The sequence below is a fragment of the Variovorax sp. DAIF25 genome (genome assembly GCF_050711835.1).
GTDB lineage: Bacteria > Pseudomonadota > Gammaproteobacteria > Burkholderiales > Burkholderiaceae_C > Variovorax.
Map to the genome: position 1 here is coordinate 3093245 of NZ_CP136636.1, position 14248 is coordinate 3107492.

Annotated in this window: 12 protein-coding genes and 2 tRNA genes; 6 read left to right on the forward strand and 8 right to left on the reverse strand. The window is 68.9% G+C overall.

The window, feature by feature from the left end:
- The first annotated feature begins 208 nt into the window (after positions 1-208).
- The 5 genes from glgX (at position 209) to R0232_RS14330 (ending at position 6742) form a co-directional block, all read left to right on the forward strand.
- Positions 209-2338 (forward strand): glycogen debranching protein GlgX, encoded by a 2130-nt coding sequence (gene glgX, locus R0232_RS14310; RefSeq protein ID WP_431512517.1) that lies wholly within the window; start codon positions 209-211, stop codon positions 2336-2338.
- 209 nt (positions 2339-2547) lie between these two features.
- Entirely contained in the window at positions 2548-4047 is a 1500-nt protein-coding gene (locus tag R0232_RS14315; RefSeq protein WP_431512518.1) for a DUF4331 domain-containing protein, read from the forward strand.
- A 13-nt stretch (positions 4048-4060) separates the two neighbouring features.
- A complete protein-coding gene (locus tag R0232_RS14320) occupies positions 4061-4342 on the forward strand; it encodes a hypothetical protein (RefSeq protein WP_296789143.1) in 282 nt (93 codons plus the stop codon).
- Positions 4339-5559 (forward strand): hypothetical protein, encoded by a 1221-nt coding sequence (locus R0232_RS14325; RefSeq protein ID WP_431512519.1) that lies wholly within the window; start codon positions 4339-4341, stop codon positions 5557-5559. Before R0232_RS14320 ends, R0232_RS14325 begins: the two co-directional genes overlap by 4 nt.
- On the forward strand, positions 5546-6742 hold the full coding sequence (locus R0232_RS14330; RefSeq protein ID WP_431512520.1) for a HupE/UreJ family protein: 1197 nt from the start codon (positions 5546-5548) through the stop codon (positions 6740-6742). Before R0232_RS14325 ends, R0232_RS14330 begins: the two co-directional genes overlap by 14 nt.
- A 113-nt stretch (positions 6743-6855) precedes the next feature.
- Here the strand turns inward: R0232_RS14330 and R0232_RS14335 are convergent, their stop codons facing one another.
- The 3 genes from R0232_RS14335 to R0232_RS14345 all read right to left on the reverse strand — a co-directional run bounded on the left by R0232_RS14335 (position 6856) and on the right by R0232_RS14345 (position 10224).
- Positions 6856-7413: a fasciclin domain-containing protein gene (locus R0232_RS14335; protein ID WP_208507864.1), complete on the reverse strand. Its 558-nt coding sequence runs from the start codon at positions 7411-7413 to the stop codon at positions 6856-6858.
- 111 nt (positions 7414-7524) lie between these two features.
- Entirely contained in the window at positions 7525-9612 is a 2088-nt protein-coding gene (locus R0232_RS14340; RefSeq protein ID WP_431512521.1) for a TonB-dependent receptor, read from the reverse strand.
- A 99-nt stretch (positions 9613-9711) separates the two neighbouring features.
- A complete protein-coding gene (locus R0232_RS14345) occupies positions 9712-10224 on the reverse strand; it encodes a hypothetical protein (protein WP_431512522.1) in 513 nt (170 codons plus the stop codon).
- Between the two features lie 355 nt (positions 10225-10579).
- On the opposite strand from R0232_RS14345, the gene R0232_RS14350 reads away from it, so the two are divergent.
- Positions 10580-11011 (forward strand): ankyrin repeat domain-containing protein, encoded by a 432-nt coding sequence (locus R0232_RS14350; protein WP_431512523.1) that lies wholly within the window; start codon positions 10580-10582, stop codon positions 11009-11011.
- A gap of 71 nt (positions 11012-11082) precedes the next feature.
- Here the strand turns inward: R0232_RS14350 and R0232_RS14355 are convergent.
- The 5 genes from R0232_RS14355 to R0232_RS14375 form a co-directional block, all read right to left on the reverse strand.
- Positions 11083-11159 (reverse strand) — tRNA-Arg (locus R0232_RS14355).
- A 41-nt stretch (positions 11160-11200) separates the two neighbouring features.
- Positions 11201-11277: transfer RNA gene (locus R0232_RS14360), tRNA-Pro, on the reverse strand.
- A 36-nt stretch (positions 11278-11313) separates the two neighbouring features.
- Positions 11314-12021: a glutathione binding-like protein gene (locus R0232_RS14365; protein ID WP_431512524.1), complete on the reverse strand. Its 708-nt coding sequence runs from the start codon at positions 12019-12021 to the stop codon at positions 11314-11316.
- Positions 12022-12137: 116 nt separating this feature from the next.
- Positions 12138-12401 carry a UBP-type zinc finger domain-containing protein gene (locus R0232_RS14370; protein WP_431512525.1) on the reverse strand — a complete coding sequence of 88 codons (264 nt, stop codon included), beginning with the start codon at positions 12399-12401 and terminating at the stop codon, positions 12138-12140.
- A gap of 40 nt (positions 12402-12441) precedes the next feature.
- Entirely contained in the window at positions 12442-14139 is a 1698-nt protein-coding gene (locus R0232_RS14375; RefSeq protein WP_208507868.1) for an FAD-dependent oxidoreductase, read from the reverse strand.
- Positions 14140-14248 lie beyond the last annotated feature (109 nt).

Genomic DNA, 14248 nt, shown 5'->3' on the forward strand with positions numbered 1-14248 from the left:
GAGCCGTGGTGGACTCGGGCAGGGACCCCGGGGTTCCGGGTCCGGCGACGGGCCGCATTATGAGCCGCCGGCCGGCGTGGCCGGCGTGGCCGGATGACGGGCGCGCCGCCTACGCGAGGCTGCGCCAAGTGCTGCCGCACGCGGGCACGGGGGGCACGGAGACTTTGCCGTCCCTTCCCACAAACCCCAGCCCGATCACCCATACGCCATGGCCGACACCCCTCACGTTCCGACCCCCTTGACGGTACTCGAAGGCACCGCGCACCCGCTCGGCGCCAGCTTCAACGGCGATGGCGTCAACTTCGCCGTGTTCTCGGCGCATGCCACGCGGGTCGACGTCTGCATCTTCGACGAGGCCGGCATCACGCAGGTCGGCTGCGTCACCCTGCCCGAGTACACGGACGAGATCTGGCACGGCTTCGTGCCCGGCCTGCAGCCCGGCGCGCGCTACGGCCTGCGCGTGCACGGTCCCTACGAGCCCGAGAAGGGCCATCGCTTCAACCACCACAAGCTGCTGCTCGACCCCTATGCCAAGGCCTACATGGGCACGCTGAAGTGGGGCCCCGAGCTGTTCGGCTACACCGTGGGCCATGCCGACGGCGACCTGAGCTTCGACGAGCGCGACAGCGCGCCGCTGGTGCCCAAGTGCGTGGTGGTCGACTCGCGCTTCGAGTGGACGCAGACCGATGCGCTGCGCGTGCCCTGGCCCGAGACCGTGTTCTACGAGACCCATGTGCGCGGCTTCACCATGCAGCATCCGCAGGTGCCCGAGCAGTTCCGCGGCACCTTCGCGGGCATGGCGCGCGACGAGGTGCTGGCGCCGATCCGCGCGCTCGGCGTGACCAGCGTGGAACTGCTGCCGGTGCAGATGTTCCTGAACCAGTCCTCGCTGCTCGAGAAGGGCCTGACCAACTTCTGGGGCTACGACACCATCGGCTTCTTCGCGCTCGATCCGCGCTACATGGACGGGCCGCAGATCGACGAGTTCAAGCACATGGTCGACCGCTTCCATGCGCACGGCCTCGAGGTGATCCTCGACGTGGTCTACAACCACACGCCCGAGGGCAACGAGCTCGGCCCCACGATCTCGTTCAAGGGCATCGACAACGCGAGCTACTACCGGCTGCTGCCCGACACGCCGCGCTACTACATCAACGACACCGGCACCGGCAACACCGTGAACCTCAGCCATCCGCGCGTGCTGCAGATGGTGACCGACAGCCTGCGCTACTGGGTGACCGAGATGCGCGTGGACGGCTTCCGCTTCGACCTCGCGACCATCCTCGCGCGCGAGCCGCACGGTTTCGACGAGGGCGGCGGCTTCCTCAAGAGCTGCCGGCAGGACCCGGTGCTCTCGAGCGTGAAGCTGATCGCCGAGCCCTGGGACATCGGCCCCGGCGGCTACCAGGTCGGCGGCTTCCCGCCCGGCTGGGCCGAATGGAACGACCAGTTCCGCGACACCGTGCGCGCCTGGTGGAAGGGCGAGGAGGGCACCGCGGGCAAGCTCGCGCAATGCCTCACCGCGAGCGGCGAGCGCTTCAACCACCGCGGGCGCCGGCCCTGGGCCAGCGTCAACTTCATCAGCGCGCACGACGGCTTCACGCTGGCCGACACCGTGAGCTACAACGACAAGCACAACGAGGCCAACGGCGAGGACAACCGCGACGGTCATTCGGACAACCGCTCGTGGAACTGCGGCGTCGAGGGCCCCACCGACGACGAGGCCGTGCTCGCGCTGCGCGCGCGCCAGCAGCGCAACCTGCTGGCCACGCTGCTGCTGTCGCAGGGCACGCCGATGCTGCTGGCCGGCGACGAGTTCGGCCGCACGCAGCAGGGCAACAACAACGCCTACTGCCAGGACAACGAGATCTCGTGGGTGGACTGGGCCGCGGCCGGCGGCGAAGCGGGGCGTGGACTCAGCGAATTTGCGGCCCGCCTGCTCGCGCTGCGAAAGGAGTTCCCGGTGCTGCGGCGCAACCGTTTCCTGGCCGGCGCCTGGTTCGAGGACATCGGCGCCAAGGACTCGACCTGGTTCACGCCGGCCGGCGAGGAGATGCAGCCCTCGCACTGGGACGACCCGCAGACGCGCTCGTTCGCGCTGCTGCTCGACGGCCGCGCGCCGGTGTCGGCGATTCCGGTGGCGGCGCACGACGCGAGCGTGCTGCTGGTGTTCAACGCCTGGCACGAGGCCGTGCCTTTCACGCTGCCGGCCGCGCCGGCCGGCGCGTGGACGCTGGTGCTCGACAGTGCCGACCCGGCACTGGGCGTGGGCGATGACGCGGCGCGTGGCGACTATCTGGCGACGGGGCGCTCGGTGCTCGTGTTCGCGAGCCGCTGAGTCCGTGGCATTTCGGTGACGGAAGGAAAGACCGCGCGCGCCCTCGCGGGGCCGCGCGAATAGCACTTCCACGCCCGCGCGGCGCGGTGAAAACCCTCGGTAAAAAAATCACATCCGGTTGAACTCGCGGCCCGTACTCATCCAGAGCCGACGTTCGCGTCGGACGAGTCGTGCCTGCCGAATCCACCATTTACACCGAGGTGATGCCGATGAGATTCTCCCTACCGCCCGCAAGGGCCTGTGTCCTCGTGCTCAGTGCCGTGACCGCCGTGGGTGCCATCGCATCCAGCCACCGGGAGGCACCGTCGATCGCGGGCATGCCCAAGCTCGATGCCACGGACTTCTACATGTTCCGCAGCTACGAAGCCGGCCGCCAGGACTTTGTGACGCTGATCGCCAACTACCAGCCCGACCAGAGCCCGTACGGCGGTCCCAACTACTTCACCATGGACCCGAACGGCCTGTACGAGATCCACCTCGACACCGACGGCAACGCGGTCGAGGACATCACCTTCCAGTTCAGGTTCAAGAACACGCTGCGCGACATCCAGCTGCCGATCGCGGGCAAGCAGGTGTCGATCCCGCTGGTGCAGGCCGGTGGCATCAGCGGGCCGAACCAGGCCACGAGCAACCTGCGCGAGACCTTCACGCTGAACATCGTGCGCGGCGACCGCCGCAAGGGCAAGGTCGAGGCCGTGACCAAGGCCGGCGGCGGCACCGAGTTCGACAAGCCCACCGACAACATCGGCGACAAGACCTTCGGCGGGCCGACCGGTTACGCCAGCTATGCGAACCAGCACCTCTACACGGTCAACATCCCGGGCTGCGCCACGCAGGGCCGCGTGTTCGTCGGCCAGCGCAAGGACCCGTTCAGCGTGGCCCTGGGCCAGGTGTTCGACCTGATCAACCTCAATCCGCTGGGCTCGAGCTCGGCCAACCCCGACGCGCTGGCCGACAAGAACGTGACGACGATGGCGCTCGAGGTGCCGATCTCGTGCATCACGACCGCCGGCCATCCGATCGTGGGGGGTTGGACCACGGCTAGCGTGCGCCAGGGCCGCCTGATCGCCAGCCCGCCCAAGAGCGGCCACGGCACCACCGCGATCAACGGTGGCGCCTGGGCCCAGGTCTCGCGACTGGGCATGCCGCTGGTCAACGAGGTGGTGATCGGCCTGAAGGACAAGGACCGCTTCAACAGTTCCAAGCCGCAGGACGATGCGCAGTTCGCCGACTACGTGACCAACCCGACCTTGCCGGCGCTGGTGCAGACGCTGTTCTCGGCGCCCGCGCCCACCAACTTCCCGCGCACCGACCTGGTCGCGGCCTTCCTCACGGGCGTGGAGGGCGTGAACAAGCCGGCCAACGTCAAGGCGTCGGAAATGCTGCGGCTGAACACGTCCATCGCGCCGACGGTGAAGGCGAACCAGAGCAACCTCGGCGTGCTCGGCGGCGACAACGCGGGCTTCCCGAACGGACGCCGGCCGGGCGACGACGTGGTCGATGCCGAGTTGCGCGTGGCGATGGGCGTGCTGTGCGTGGCCACGGGTGCCAACGACACCTTCAAGGTCGGCTGCAAGCCGGCCGACGCGCCCGCGGGTGGTGCCCCTCTGACCGATGGCACCGCGCAGAGCCCCACGCAGTTCCCCGACGCCTTCCCGTACCTCAACACGCCGCTGCCGGGTTCGACCTCGGCCTCGGCCGCGCGCTGAGGAGGATGCCGGCATGAACCGCAACATCCCTCGCATCGCCGGCCTGCTGCTGGTGACCGCCTTCCTCGCCGGCTGCGGCGGGGGCGGCGGCGGTGGCGCCGTGTTCTATCCGTTCCCGCCGGTGAGCGGCAACCCGCCGGAGAACCCGCCGCCGCAAGCCGACGCCTACGACAGCTTCATTGCCTACGTGCAGTCGCTGGTCGCCTCGGTGCTCGACACGGCGGAGCCGGCCAACGTGGCCGCCTTCGATCCGGCGCCGACGTCGGAGACCAAGGACCCCGTCGCCACGCAATGAAGCAGGCGCAGCGTGCCGCGCGGCGGGCCGCGAACCGGCTGGCCCGCGCGGCGGCGCTGTGGTTGTTGCTGCTGGGTACGGCCGGGGTGGCGCTCGCGGCGCCCCGGGTGCCGGCCAGCGACGACGAGGTGGTCGAGAAACTGCCCGTGATCGCCGGCTGGCTCGATGCGCAACGCAAGCTGCGCCGCGAGCTGGCCCAGCGGCCCGGCGACGAGGCCACCGCGATCGAGGCCGCGACCACCTACCTCGACCTCGCGCGCTCGCAGGGCGATGCGCGCTATGCCGGCCAAGCCGTGGCCGCTCTGCAGGCCTGGGAGGCCACGCCCATCGCGCAGACGCCGCCCGCGGTGCTGGTGATGCGCGCCACCGTGGCCCAGTTCCTGCACGATTTCGATGGCGCCGAAACCCTGTTGAAAGCGGCGCTGGCGCGCCGGCCCGCCGATCCCCAGGGCTGGATCACGCTCGCGACCGTGCTGCGCGTGCGCGGGCGCTACGACCAGTCCGATGCCGCCTGCCGTGCGCTGGGCCGCGTGGGGCCGGCGCTCTATGGCGTGGCTTGCCTGGCGGAGAACGCGGGCCTGCGCGGCAACCATGCCGCCGCGCGCGATGCGCTGCGAGGCCTGCTGGCCGACCCCGCGCTGGCCGGTGCGCCACAGGCCGGAACGCGGCAATGGCTGTGGACCTCGATCGCCGAGATCGAGGAGCTCGCGGGCCGGCCCGCCGAGGCGGATACCGCGTACCGCAAGGCGCTCGCGGCCGAGCGCTCCGGCTATCTGCTGCTGGCGTACAGCGATTTCCTGCAGCGTGCGGGTCGCTCCGGAGAGATCCCCTCGTTGCTCGCGAAGGAAGCGCGCAGCGATGCGGTGCTGCTGCGCCTGGCCATTGCGCACACGCAGGCGGGCAAGCCGCAGGCACCGCGTGCCGTGGTCCCCGAAGCCGAGGAACTGCGCGAGCGCTTCGAGGCCGCCGCGCTGCGGCCCGGCACCACCGCACAGCACGCACGCGAGGAGGCGATGTTCGCGCTCGATGTGCAAGGCGATGCGAAGCGCGCCGTCGAACTGGCCCGCCTCAATGTGCGCCTGCAGCGCGAACCGATCGATCTGCTGGTGTTCGCGCGTGCGGCGTCGGCCGCCGGCGATGCGGCCGCGCGCGATGAAGCGAAGGCGCTGATGCGCGAGATCGGATTGAAGGACGCACGTGTCGATGCCATTCCCTGAACGTCGCCGCGCCGGGCTGGCCACCGCCTTGCTGTTCGTGCTGGCGCTGTTCCTGGCGCTCGCGCCGGGTGCCGCACGTGCCCACAAGGCGAGCGATGCCTACCTGCAGATCCAGCGCGATGCCGAGGGCCTGGATCTGCGCTGGGACATCGCGCTGCGCGATCTCGATGCGACGCTCGAGCTCGATCGCGATGGCGACCGTCGGCTGCGCTGGGGCGAGGTGCGCTCGCGGCTCGACGACATCCGTGCCTATGCGCTCGCGCGGCTCCAACTGCAGCAGGGCCGGTGTGCACTGGCCGAGGCCCAGCCGCCGGCGATCGAGGACCGCGTCGACGGTGCCTACCTCGTGCTGCAACTGCACGCGCGATGCGATACGGGGTCCACGCTCGAGATCGACTACCGGTTGTTTCGCGAGATCGATCCGACGCATCGCGGTTTGCTGCGGCTCGCTTCGGACGGCGGTGCCTCGCCCGCAGTGCACTCGCTCGATCCCGCCGCCGGCAGCGTGACGCTGCCATGGCCGGGCGCGGCGGCGGGGCCTTCCACGCCCGCCGCGAACGCCGAGAGCGACAGCCCCGGCTTCTTCCGCGACGGCATCCATCACATCCTGATCGGCTACGACCACATCCTGTTCCTGCTGTGCCTGCTGCTGCCCGCGGTGCTGCTGCGGCGCGGCGATGGCGGCTGGACACCGGTGAGGCATTGGCGCGACGCGATCTGGCCGATGCTCGGCATCGTCACCATGTTCACCATCGCGCACTCGATCACGCTGGCGCTGGCCGGGCTGAAGATCGTGAGTCTCTCGCCGCGCATCGTCGAGCCGGGCATCGCGATCACGATCATCCTCGCGGCCGTGGACAACCTGCGGCCGCTGCTGCGCGGCCGGCGCAAGCTCTTCAGCTTCCTGTTCGGCCTGATCCACGGCTTCGGTTTCGCGGGCGCGCTCGGCGAACTCGACCTGCCGCTGCGCGGCTTCGTGCTCGCGCTGCTGCAGTTCAACCTCGGCGTGGAAGCGGGCCAGCTCATGGTGGTGGCCGTGGCACTGGTCGTGCTGCTGTCGTTGCGTGGCTGGCGCGGCTATGCGCCGGTGGTGCTGCGCGGCGGCTCGGTCGTGGCCGTGGCGGTGGCGGCCATCTGGTTCTGCGAGCGCGTGTTCGACGTGAAGATCCTGCCGTTCGCCTGAGCGGGCGGCGGCGCGGCCGCATGGCGTGAAAGAAAAAAAAGCCCCGATCGATGTCGGGGCTCCGGAGCGTTTCGAGCAGCCCACGCAGCTTGCGCGGGCGGGTGCGCGATGGATTACTTGGGCAGCAGCACCTTGTCGACGACATGGATCACGCCGTTCGACTGGTACACGTCGGCGATGGTCACGGTCGCGGAACCGCCTTTCTCGTCGGTGATCATGACCTTGCCGCCGCTGGACTTGGCCGTGAGGCTGCCGCCGGCCACGGTCTTGAGCGTCGCCGAGCCCTTGCCGTCCATGATCATCTTGGTCAGCGCGGCCGCATCGATCTTCCCGGGCACGACGTGGTAGGTCAGGATGCCCGTCAGCATCGTCTTGTTCTCGGGCTTCAGCAGCGTATCGACAGTGCCCGCGGGCAGGGCGGCGAAGGCTGCATTCGTCGGCGCGAACACGGTGAACGGGCCTGGACCCTTCAGCGTCTCGACCAGGCCCGCTGCCTTGACCGCGGCGACGAGCGTGGTGTGGTCTTTCGAATTCACAGCGTTGTCGATGATGTCCTTGGTGGCATACATCGGTGCACCGCCGACGGTGACCTGCGCGAGCGCGGCGAACGAGCCCAAGCTCAGCGAGACGGCCAAGGCGACCGTGGCCATGCGATTGAATCTGTTCTTCATGCGAGTACTCCTGGTGAGGATGCCGGCGCGAATTGCGCATCGACTGCTGCAACTACGGGCCGGGCCACGATACAGATTCAATCTCGAGGCAAGGCGCGCGCTTTCTTTCGTTCAGAAGGTCCAGCGCGCGCTGACCCGCGCGCTGCGCGGCTCCATCGGATGGATGTGGCGCCCGTCGATGCCGTCGCCGCAGGCACCGCGCGCCACCTCGCCCGCGCTGCACGAGGCGTAGAAGTACTCGATGTCGTTGCCCTTGCGGCCCGCGAGGTTGAACACGTCCAGGCCCAGCGTGAGCTGCTTGTTGACCGCATAGCGCGCGCCGAAGTTCAGCAGCGTGGTGGCGCGCGAGCGCACCGTGTTCAGCGTGTCGAGCGCGCGCGGGCCCATGTAGCGCAGGCGAAGCGAGGCCGTCAGCGGGCCTTCGGTGTAGATGACGCCCGCGGCGAACACGCGCTCCACCGCGTTGTCGATGTAGTTGCCTTCGCCCTCGGGCGCCAGGCCCCGGAAGCGCGCGCGCGAGATCGCCGCATCGGCCTCGAAGCGCCAGCGCGAACCGAGCTTCCAGCGCAGCGTGGCCTCGATGCCGCGGCGGCTGCTGGCGCGGCCGGGCTCGGTGGTGCCGGCGTCGCCGACATAGACCAGCTCCGAATCGAGCCGCAGCTGCCACAGCGCCGTGGTGAGGCTGAAGTCTTCATCGGGCTGGAAGCGCCAGCCGATCTCGACACCGCGCCCCTTCACGAGCGCGGGCACGCGCTCGGCGGGCAGGCCGCTTGTCGGGTCGACATTGATCGTCGCGCCACGCACGTCGTTGCTGTGGAAGCCCGTGCCGACGTTGAGGTAGAGCTCGTGGGCGGGTGTCACGGTGAAGGCCAGGCCGGCCTTGGGGCTCACGAGGGAGTCGTGGCCGCGTCCGCTGTTGACCGGGCCATAGAGCGGCTCGCGCCCCTGCACGTCGTAGCGCAGCAGGTCGCCGCGCAGGCCCACGTAACCGCGCCAGCGCTCGCTGAAGTTCACGAGTTGCTGGGTGTGAACGGAGAACAGGTCCTGCTGAACCTTGTCGTTGCGCACGGTCGAAATCCGCTCGCGCGCCGCTGTGTTGTACAGGCCCACCTCGCCGATGCGATCGCCGCGCCAGCTGCCTCCGAAGCTCAGGACGCCATCGAGCCCTCCAATTTGGTTGGGACGGCTGTGCGTGCCCTGCAGCCCAAAGACCCGACGACGATCGGTCTGCTCGAACTGGTCGCCCTGCTCGGGGTTGTTGAGAAAGTAGGTGAAGTCCGAGAACAGATCGAAGCGGTAGTCGATGACATAGCCACTCAGTTGCGTCTGCCCCTCGGGGCTGTTGTCGAACCACTTGCCCGACAGGCTGAGGCGGCGCGTCTTGCCGCCATCGGTGGTGTTGAGGGAGCCGAAGCGCGAGAGCTCGCCTCTGCCGACCAGCCGCTCGGGGATCTGGTCGGTGGAGTTCCAGCGGCTCTGGTAGGCCATGGCCGTGATGCTGAGCCCGCGCACCGGCGAGCCCTGCGAATAGCGCAGCACCGCGTTGGCCTTGCGCAGCCGTTCGGGCGTGTCCCAGGGCCCGTTGTTGCCCTCGAGCTCGATCGCACCGAGCCAGGTCTGGTCCTGCACGGTGCGCGAGCCGGCCGCGAGCAGGCGGCGGAAGTTGTTCGCGCCCAGCGTGACTTCGGCAAAGGGCGCATCGAGCGCGCTCACGTAGTCGAGCGATGCCGTGCCCGCGAGCGCGAAGTCGCCGCCATCGGCGAAGTAGGGCCCCTTGCGGTAGCGCACGCCCGAGACCAGGTCGGGAATCAGGAAGTTGAGGTCCGCGAAGCCCTGGCCATGGCCGTGCGAGGGCATGTTGACGGGCATGCCGTCGACGGTGATCGCGAAGTCGGTGCCGTGGTCGAGGTTGAAGCCGCGCAGGAAGTACTGGTTGGCCTTGCCGTCGCCCGAGTGCTGGGTGGCGACCACGCCGGGCACGGCCTCGACGATGTCGCCGGGGCGCAGCTTGGGGCGGGCCTGGAACGAGGCTTTCTCCACCGCGCCTTCGCTCGCGCTGTCGGCCGTGCCGATGGCTGCGTCGCGCGGACCACTCACTTCAATGGGCGGCAGGTGGACGGGCTGAGCCCAGGCCGCGGCACTGCCGAGCAGGGCGCCGAACATCCAGGGTTGGCGCGCGAGGCGGATCGAAGCTTTCATGGGTCTCCCGCGTCTTCGATGTCCGCGCGGAGCGGGAATGCTCGTTGCCATGACGCGCCATTGATACGCGCGCAAGCCCGTTTCGGATTCGGCGCGCTGTCAGGGCTTTCGAGGCTGCAGCAAGCCCGAGTAGCACGCGGGAATCTTTTCGTCGCCCTGCACGCAGTCGGAGTGCCTGTACAAGGCCTCGATCTCGATCACCGGCACCGGCTTGCCCAGGAACATCCGCTGCCCGGCCACGCGGCCGTCGAAGCTCACCAGCGTGTATAGGGCCACGAGGTCCCGGTCGTAGTCCCCCGCGCCGCAGGCGATGAACTGCTGTTCGTCGCGGGGCCACTGCAGCACGTTCTGTGCATCGAAGGTGGCGTGCAGCAGGGTGAAGCACTGGCGAGCGCCTTCCTGTGCTTCGATGGCGTTGATGCCGCCGCTCCAGTGGATGCGTTTGCCTTGGGCTTGCGGGGTCAGGGCTTGGGCGGGGGAGAGGGTGGTGGCTTGGGGTTTGGTCGTGCCCACAGTTTGATCGGCTTGACGATCGGAAGGCGTGCTGCAGGCGCTCGCGAGGGCCGCGGCAGATAGCAGGGCAATGGCGTGTCGGTTTCGGTGGAGGGGCATCGCTTCATCGTAGCGTGGCCGCATGCTTCAACCCGGGAGGTGAGATGGCGCTGGATCATGCGGCGCAACCCGAGGTACAGGCTTTCGGTACCTGTCGAGCAAGCTGACAGTCGTTGCTGGCGTCATTCATAGACTGGACGCTCTTCATTGCCAGGGGCGCAGAGTGATTCCTTCGATATCGGCCAATGCGTGCCCTTCGGTGCGTAGAGCGCGCAGACCGTGGCCGTTCGTCGTTGCGCTCCTCATCTTCACGATTGCAGCGGCGTGTACCGCTCTGGATTCGTACGCTCAAGGACCAGGGGGCGCCGCAGGCCGGCCGCGACTGATCGATCTCCATTTCGATCGCCCAGCCACAGTGACCAACCCGGAAACCGTCGATGCTTTCCTCGAAAGAACGCGCCAAGCCATCGACGCGGGCGCCGACATCGAAGCCGAGGACGAGTATGGAAACACGCCGCTGCTGAACGTTGTCAGCTGGGCCGGATGGTCAGGGAGCGACTGGGGTGCCAATCGGATCGTGGCACTTCTGCTCGAGCGCGGTGCGGACCCGAGGCGGGCCCACAGGCTTTTATACGGAATGACCCCGCTTCATATCACTGCGTTCTCGCTCTGGCCGAATATCGAGCTGATCGAGATGCTGTGCGCAGCGGGCGCCGATTCGAAAACGCCCGTGGCGAGCGATGGCTTCGGGACGCCCTATGAAATGAGCTTTCGCATGGATCATCCCCTGCAGCCAGGGCCTCGCGCCTCGGTCCAGTCGGCATTGGAACGTTGCGGAAAGCGGTAGCTTTTCGAGGCGGCCGTCAGGGCGCTGCGCTCGGAGAGGGAGTTCCTGCAAGAAGAAAGCAGGCTTGAGATTGGCCTGCCCGGAGGGGATCGAACCCCCGACAACCTGCTTAGAAGGCAGGTGCTCTATCCAACTGAGCTACGGGCAGATTCCAGGCGGAACAGAAAGCAAAGCAGGAAAGAAGATTCTTGGTCGGGGCGAAAGGATTCGAACCTTCGACCCTCTGGTCCCAAACCAGATGCGCTACCAGGCTGCGCTACACCCCGACAAGCCTTCTATTCTAGCCCGAATATGAGGCGGTCTCAGCGCTTCTCGTACTGGGTCTTGCCGAAAAGCACTTCGCGCGCCTTGTCGTCGGTGATGGGCTTGCGCAGATCGGCCAGCACCTTCACGCCGCGCTGCACGGCGGGGCGCTCGGCGATGCCGTCGAACCAGTCCTTCAGGCGCGGGTAGTCCTCGAGGGTGATGCCCTGGTTCTGCCAGCTGCGCAGCCACGGGAAGATGGCGATGTCGGCGATGCTGTAGTCGGGGCCGGCGATGAAGCTGTGCTTCGACAGCTGCTTGTCGATCACGCCGTAGAGGCGCCTGGCCTCGTTGGTGTAGCGGTCGATGGCATAGGCGATCTTCTCGGGCGCGTAGAGGCGGAAGTGATGCGCCTGGCCGAGCATGGGGCCGACGCCGCCCATCTGGAACATCAGCCACTGCAGCACGTCGTAGCGCGCGCGGTCGCCCTGGGGCAGGAATTGGCCGGTCTTGCCGGCCAGGTAGACGAGGATGGCGCCCGATTCGAACAGCGAGATGGGCGCGCCGTCGGGACCGTCGGGGTCGGTGATGGCGGGGATCTTGTTGTTGGGGCTGATCTGCAGGAAGTCGGGCGCGAACTGGTCGCCCTTGCCGATGTCGATGGGATGCGCGCGGTAGGGCAGGCCGCACTCCTCGAGCATGATGTGGATCTTGTGGCCGTTGGGCGTGGGCCAGGAATAGACCTCGATGGTCTTCGGTTCGGGCATGTTGTCGAGTCTCCGGTCTGGATGGGGGCGGCGAAGAGGGGCTCTTCGGCGCGGCAGCCAGCATATACAGACGGCCGCGCGGGCGTGCGCCGCATGGCCAATGACCGGCGCGCGCCTCAGCCCACCTGTCGCTCGTGCGCGTTGCACCACATCCAGTCCTCGCCCGGTTCGAGCGACTGGATCACCGCATGGCCCTCGGTCTGCGAGTGGCGCGTGGCATGCCGGTTCTTCGACGAATCGCAGCAGCCGACGTGGCCGCAGTGCACGCACAGGCGCAGATGCACCCAGCTGTCGCCGGTCTTGAGGCATTCCTCGCAGCCGCGCAGGGTGTGGGGCGCGGCGATCTCCGCGGGGACGTGTTCGCAGGGCTTGAGGCGCATGCGCGGGTTCTCCTGGATGAATGGTGGAGGGATCGGGGACTCAGGCCACCGCCGAGTTGGAGGCCAGGTGCTGATGGATCAACGCGACCACCGCCGCACCTTCGCCGATCGCGCCGCCCACGCGCTTGACCGAGCCCGAGCGCACGTCGCCGACGGCGAAGACGCCGGGCACGCTGGTCTCGAGCGCGGTGGCCGGGCGCGCCGGAAAGCCGGCGCTGGCGTCGGGACCGGTCTGCACGAAGCCGTGCTTGTCGACCGCGACGCCGCAGCCCGCGAGCCAGTCGGTCTCGGGCTCGGCGCCGACGAACAGGAAGATGTTGCGCGCGGGGCAGTCGTGCTCGGCGCCCGTGCTGTGGCAGCGCCAGGTGGCACCGGTGAGGCCGTCGTCGGGATCGCCGTGCAGCCGTACCAGTTCGGTATGCGGCTGCAGCGAGATGTTGGGCGTGGCCTCGATGCGGTCGATCAAATAGCGCGACATGCTGGCCGCGAGCGAGGGGCCGCGCACCAGCACGTTGACCTTGGCCGCATGGTGCGAGAGGAACACGGCGGCCTGGCCGGCCGAGTTGCCGCCGCCGACCAGCGCGACCTCCTGTTGCGCGCAGAGCTTGGCCTCGATGGCCGAGGCCCAGTACCAGATGCCGCGGCCCTCGAATTCGTGCAGCCTGGGCACGCCGGGCCGGCGGTAGCGCGCACCGCTGGCAACGACGACGGTGCGCGCCGAAATGCGGCGCCCGTCGGCCAGCGCGATCGCGAGGCTGCCGTCGGCGTTGGTGCGCGCGCAGTCGAGCGAGGCCACCTTGGCCGGGATCAGCATCTCGACGCCGAACTTCTGCGCCTGCACGAAGGCCCGGCCGGCCAGCGCCTGGCCCGAGATGCCGGTGGGAAAGCCCAGGTAGTTCTCGATGCGCGCGCTGGCGCCGGCCTGGCCGCCGAAGGCGCGGCAGTCGAGCACGATCACGCGCAGTCCCTCGGAGGCCGCGTAGACGGCGGTCGCGAGGCCGGCCGGGCCGGCGCCGACCACGGCCACGTCGTAGAGCTCGTCGTGCGCCGCGGCATCGACCATGCCCAGGCACAGCGCCAGCGCGTCCTCGGCCGGGTTCACCAGCACCGAGCCGTTGGGGCACACGGCCAGCAGCTGGTGGCCGCCGTACTGCGCCAGCAGCGCGGCGGCGTCGGGGTCCTGGTCGGCATCGACCAGGTGATAGGGATGGCCGTTGCGGCGCAGGAAGTTCTCGAGCCGCGCCATGTCGGGCGACTGCGGCTGGCCGATCAGCACCGGGCCGGCGGCGCCCGATTCGATCAGCGCCACGCGCCGCAGGATCAGCGCGCGGGTGATGCGCTCGCCGAGGTCGGCCTCGGCCACCAGCAGGGCGCGCAGTTGCGCGGGCGGCAGCACCAGCGCCTCGACGTCCTCCTCGGCATGGCCGTCGACCAGGGCGGGGCGGCCGCTGAGCTGGCCGACCTCGGCCAGGAATTCGCCCGGCCCCTGGCGCACGATCGGCACCACGTGGCCCAGGCCGTCGCGCTGGGTGACCGAGACCACGCCCTTGAGCAGCACGAACATGCCGGCGCCGACCTCGCCGGCGGTGAACAGCCGGCTGCCGCGCGCGAAGTGCTGCACGCTGCCGAAACGCGCGATGCGCGCGATCTCGCTGTCGTTGAGTACCGGAAAGGTCTGCAACTGTCGGTTACCGCCGGCGGGAGCCGGTGCGGCGGTGGAAGCGTCGGTGAGGGCCATCGGGCGAGGACTCCAGGTCGGTGCGGGTTCGGCGATGAAAGCCATTAGACGTCAAAGAAGCGGCGGCGGAGCACCCCGAAAGGAAGGCCGGCGGCCCGTCACATCGTCA

What these genes read in the sequence shown, in the direction of transcription:
- glgX (WP_431512517.1), top strand. Translation starts at nt 209, where the DNA reads ATGGCCGACACCCCTCACGTTCCGACCCCCTTGACGGTACTCGAAGGC.
- R0232_RS14315 (WP_431512518.1), top strand. Translation starts at nt 2,548, where the DNA reads ATGAGATTCTCCCTACCGCCCGCAAGGGCCTGTGTCCTCGTGCTCAGT.
- R0232_RS14320 (WP_296789143.1), top strand. Translation starts at nt 4,061, where the DNA reads ATGAACCGCAACATCCCTCGCATCGCCGGCCTGCTGCTGGTGACCGCC.
- R0232_RS14325 (WP_431512519.1), top strand. Translation starts at nt 4,339, where the DNA reads ATGAAGCAGGCGCAGCGTGCCGCGCGGCGGGCCGCGAACCGGCTGGCC.
- R0232_RS14330 (WP_431512520.1), top strand. Translation starts at nt 5,546, where the DNA reads ATGCCATTCCCTGAACGTCGCCGCGCCGGGCTGGCCACCGCCTTGCTG.
- R0232_RS14335 (WP_208507864.1), bottom strand. Translation starts at nt 7,413, where the DNA reads ATGAAGAACAGATTCAATCGCATGGCCACGGTCGCCTTGGCCGTCTCG.
- R0232_RS14340 (WP_431512521.1), bottom strand. Translation starts at nt 9,612, where the DNA reads ATGAAAGCTTCGATCCGCCTCGCGCGCCAACCCTGGATGTTCGGCGCC.
- R0232_RS14345 (WP_431512522.1), bottom strand. Translation starts at nt 10,224, where the DNA reads ATGCCCCTCCACCGAAACCGACACGCCATTGCCCTGCTATCTGCCGCG.
- R0232_RS14365 (WP_431512524.1), bottom strand. Translation starts at nt 12,021, where the DNA reads ATGCCCGAACCGAAGACCATCGAGGTCTATTCCTGGCCCACGCCCAAC.
- R0232_RS14370 (WP_431512525.1), bottom strand. Translation starts at nt 12,401, where the DNA reads ATGCGCCTCAAGCCCTGCGAACACGTCCCCGCGGAGATCGCCGCGCCC.
- R0232_RS14375 (WP_208507868.1), bottom strand. Translation starts at nt 14,139, where the DNA reads ATGGCCCTCACCGACGCTTCCACCGCCGCACCGGCTCCCGCCGGCGGT.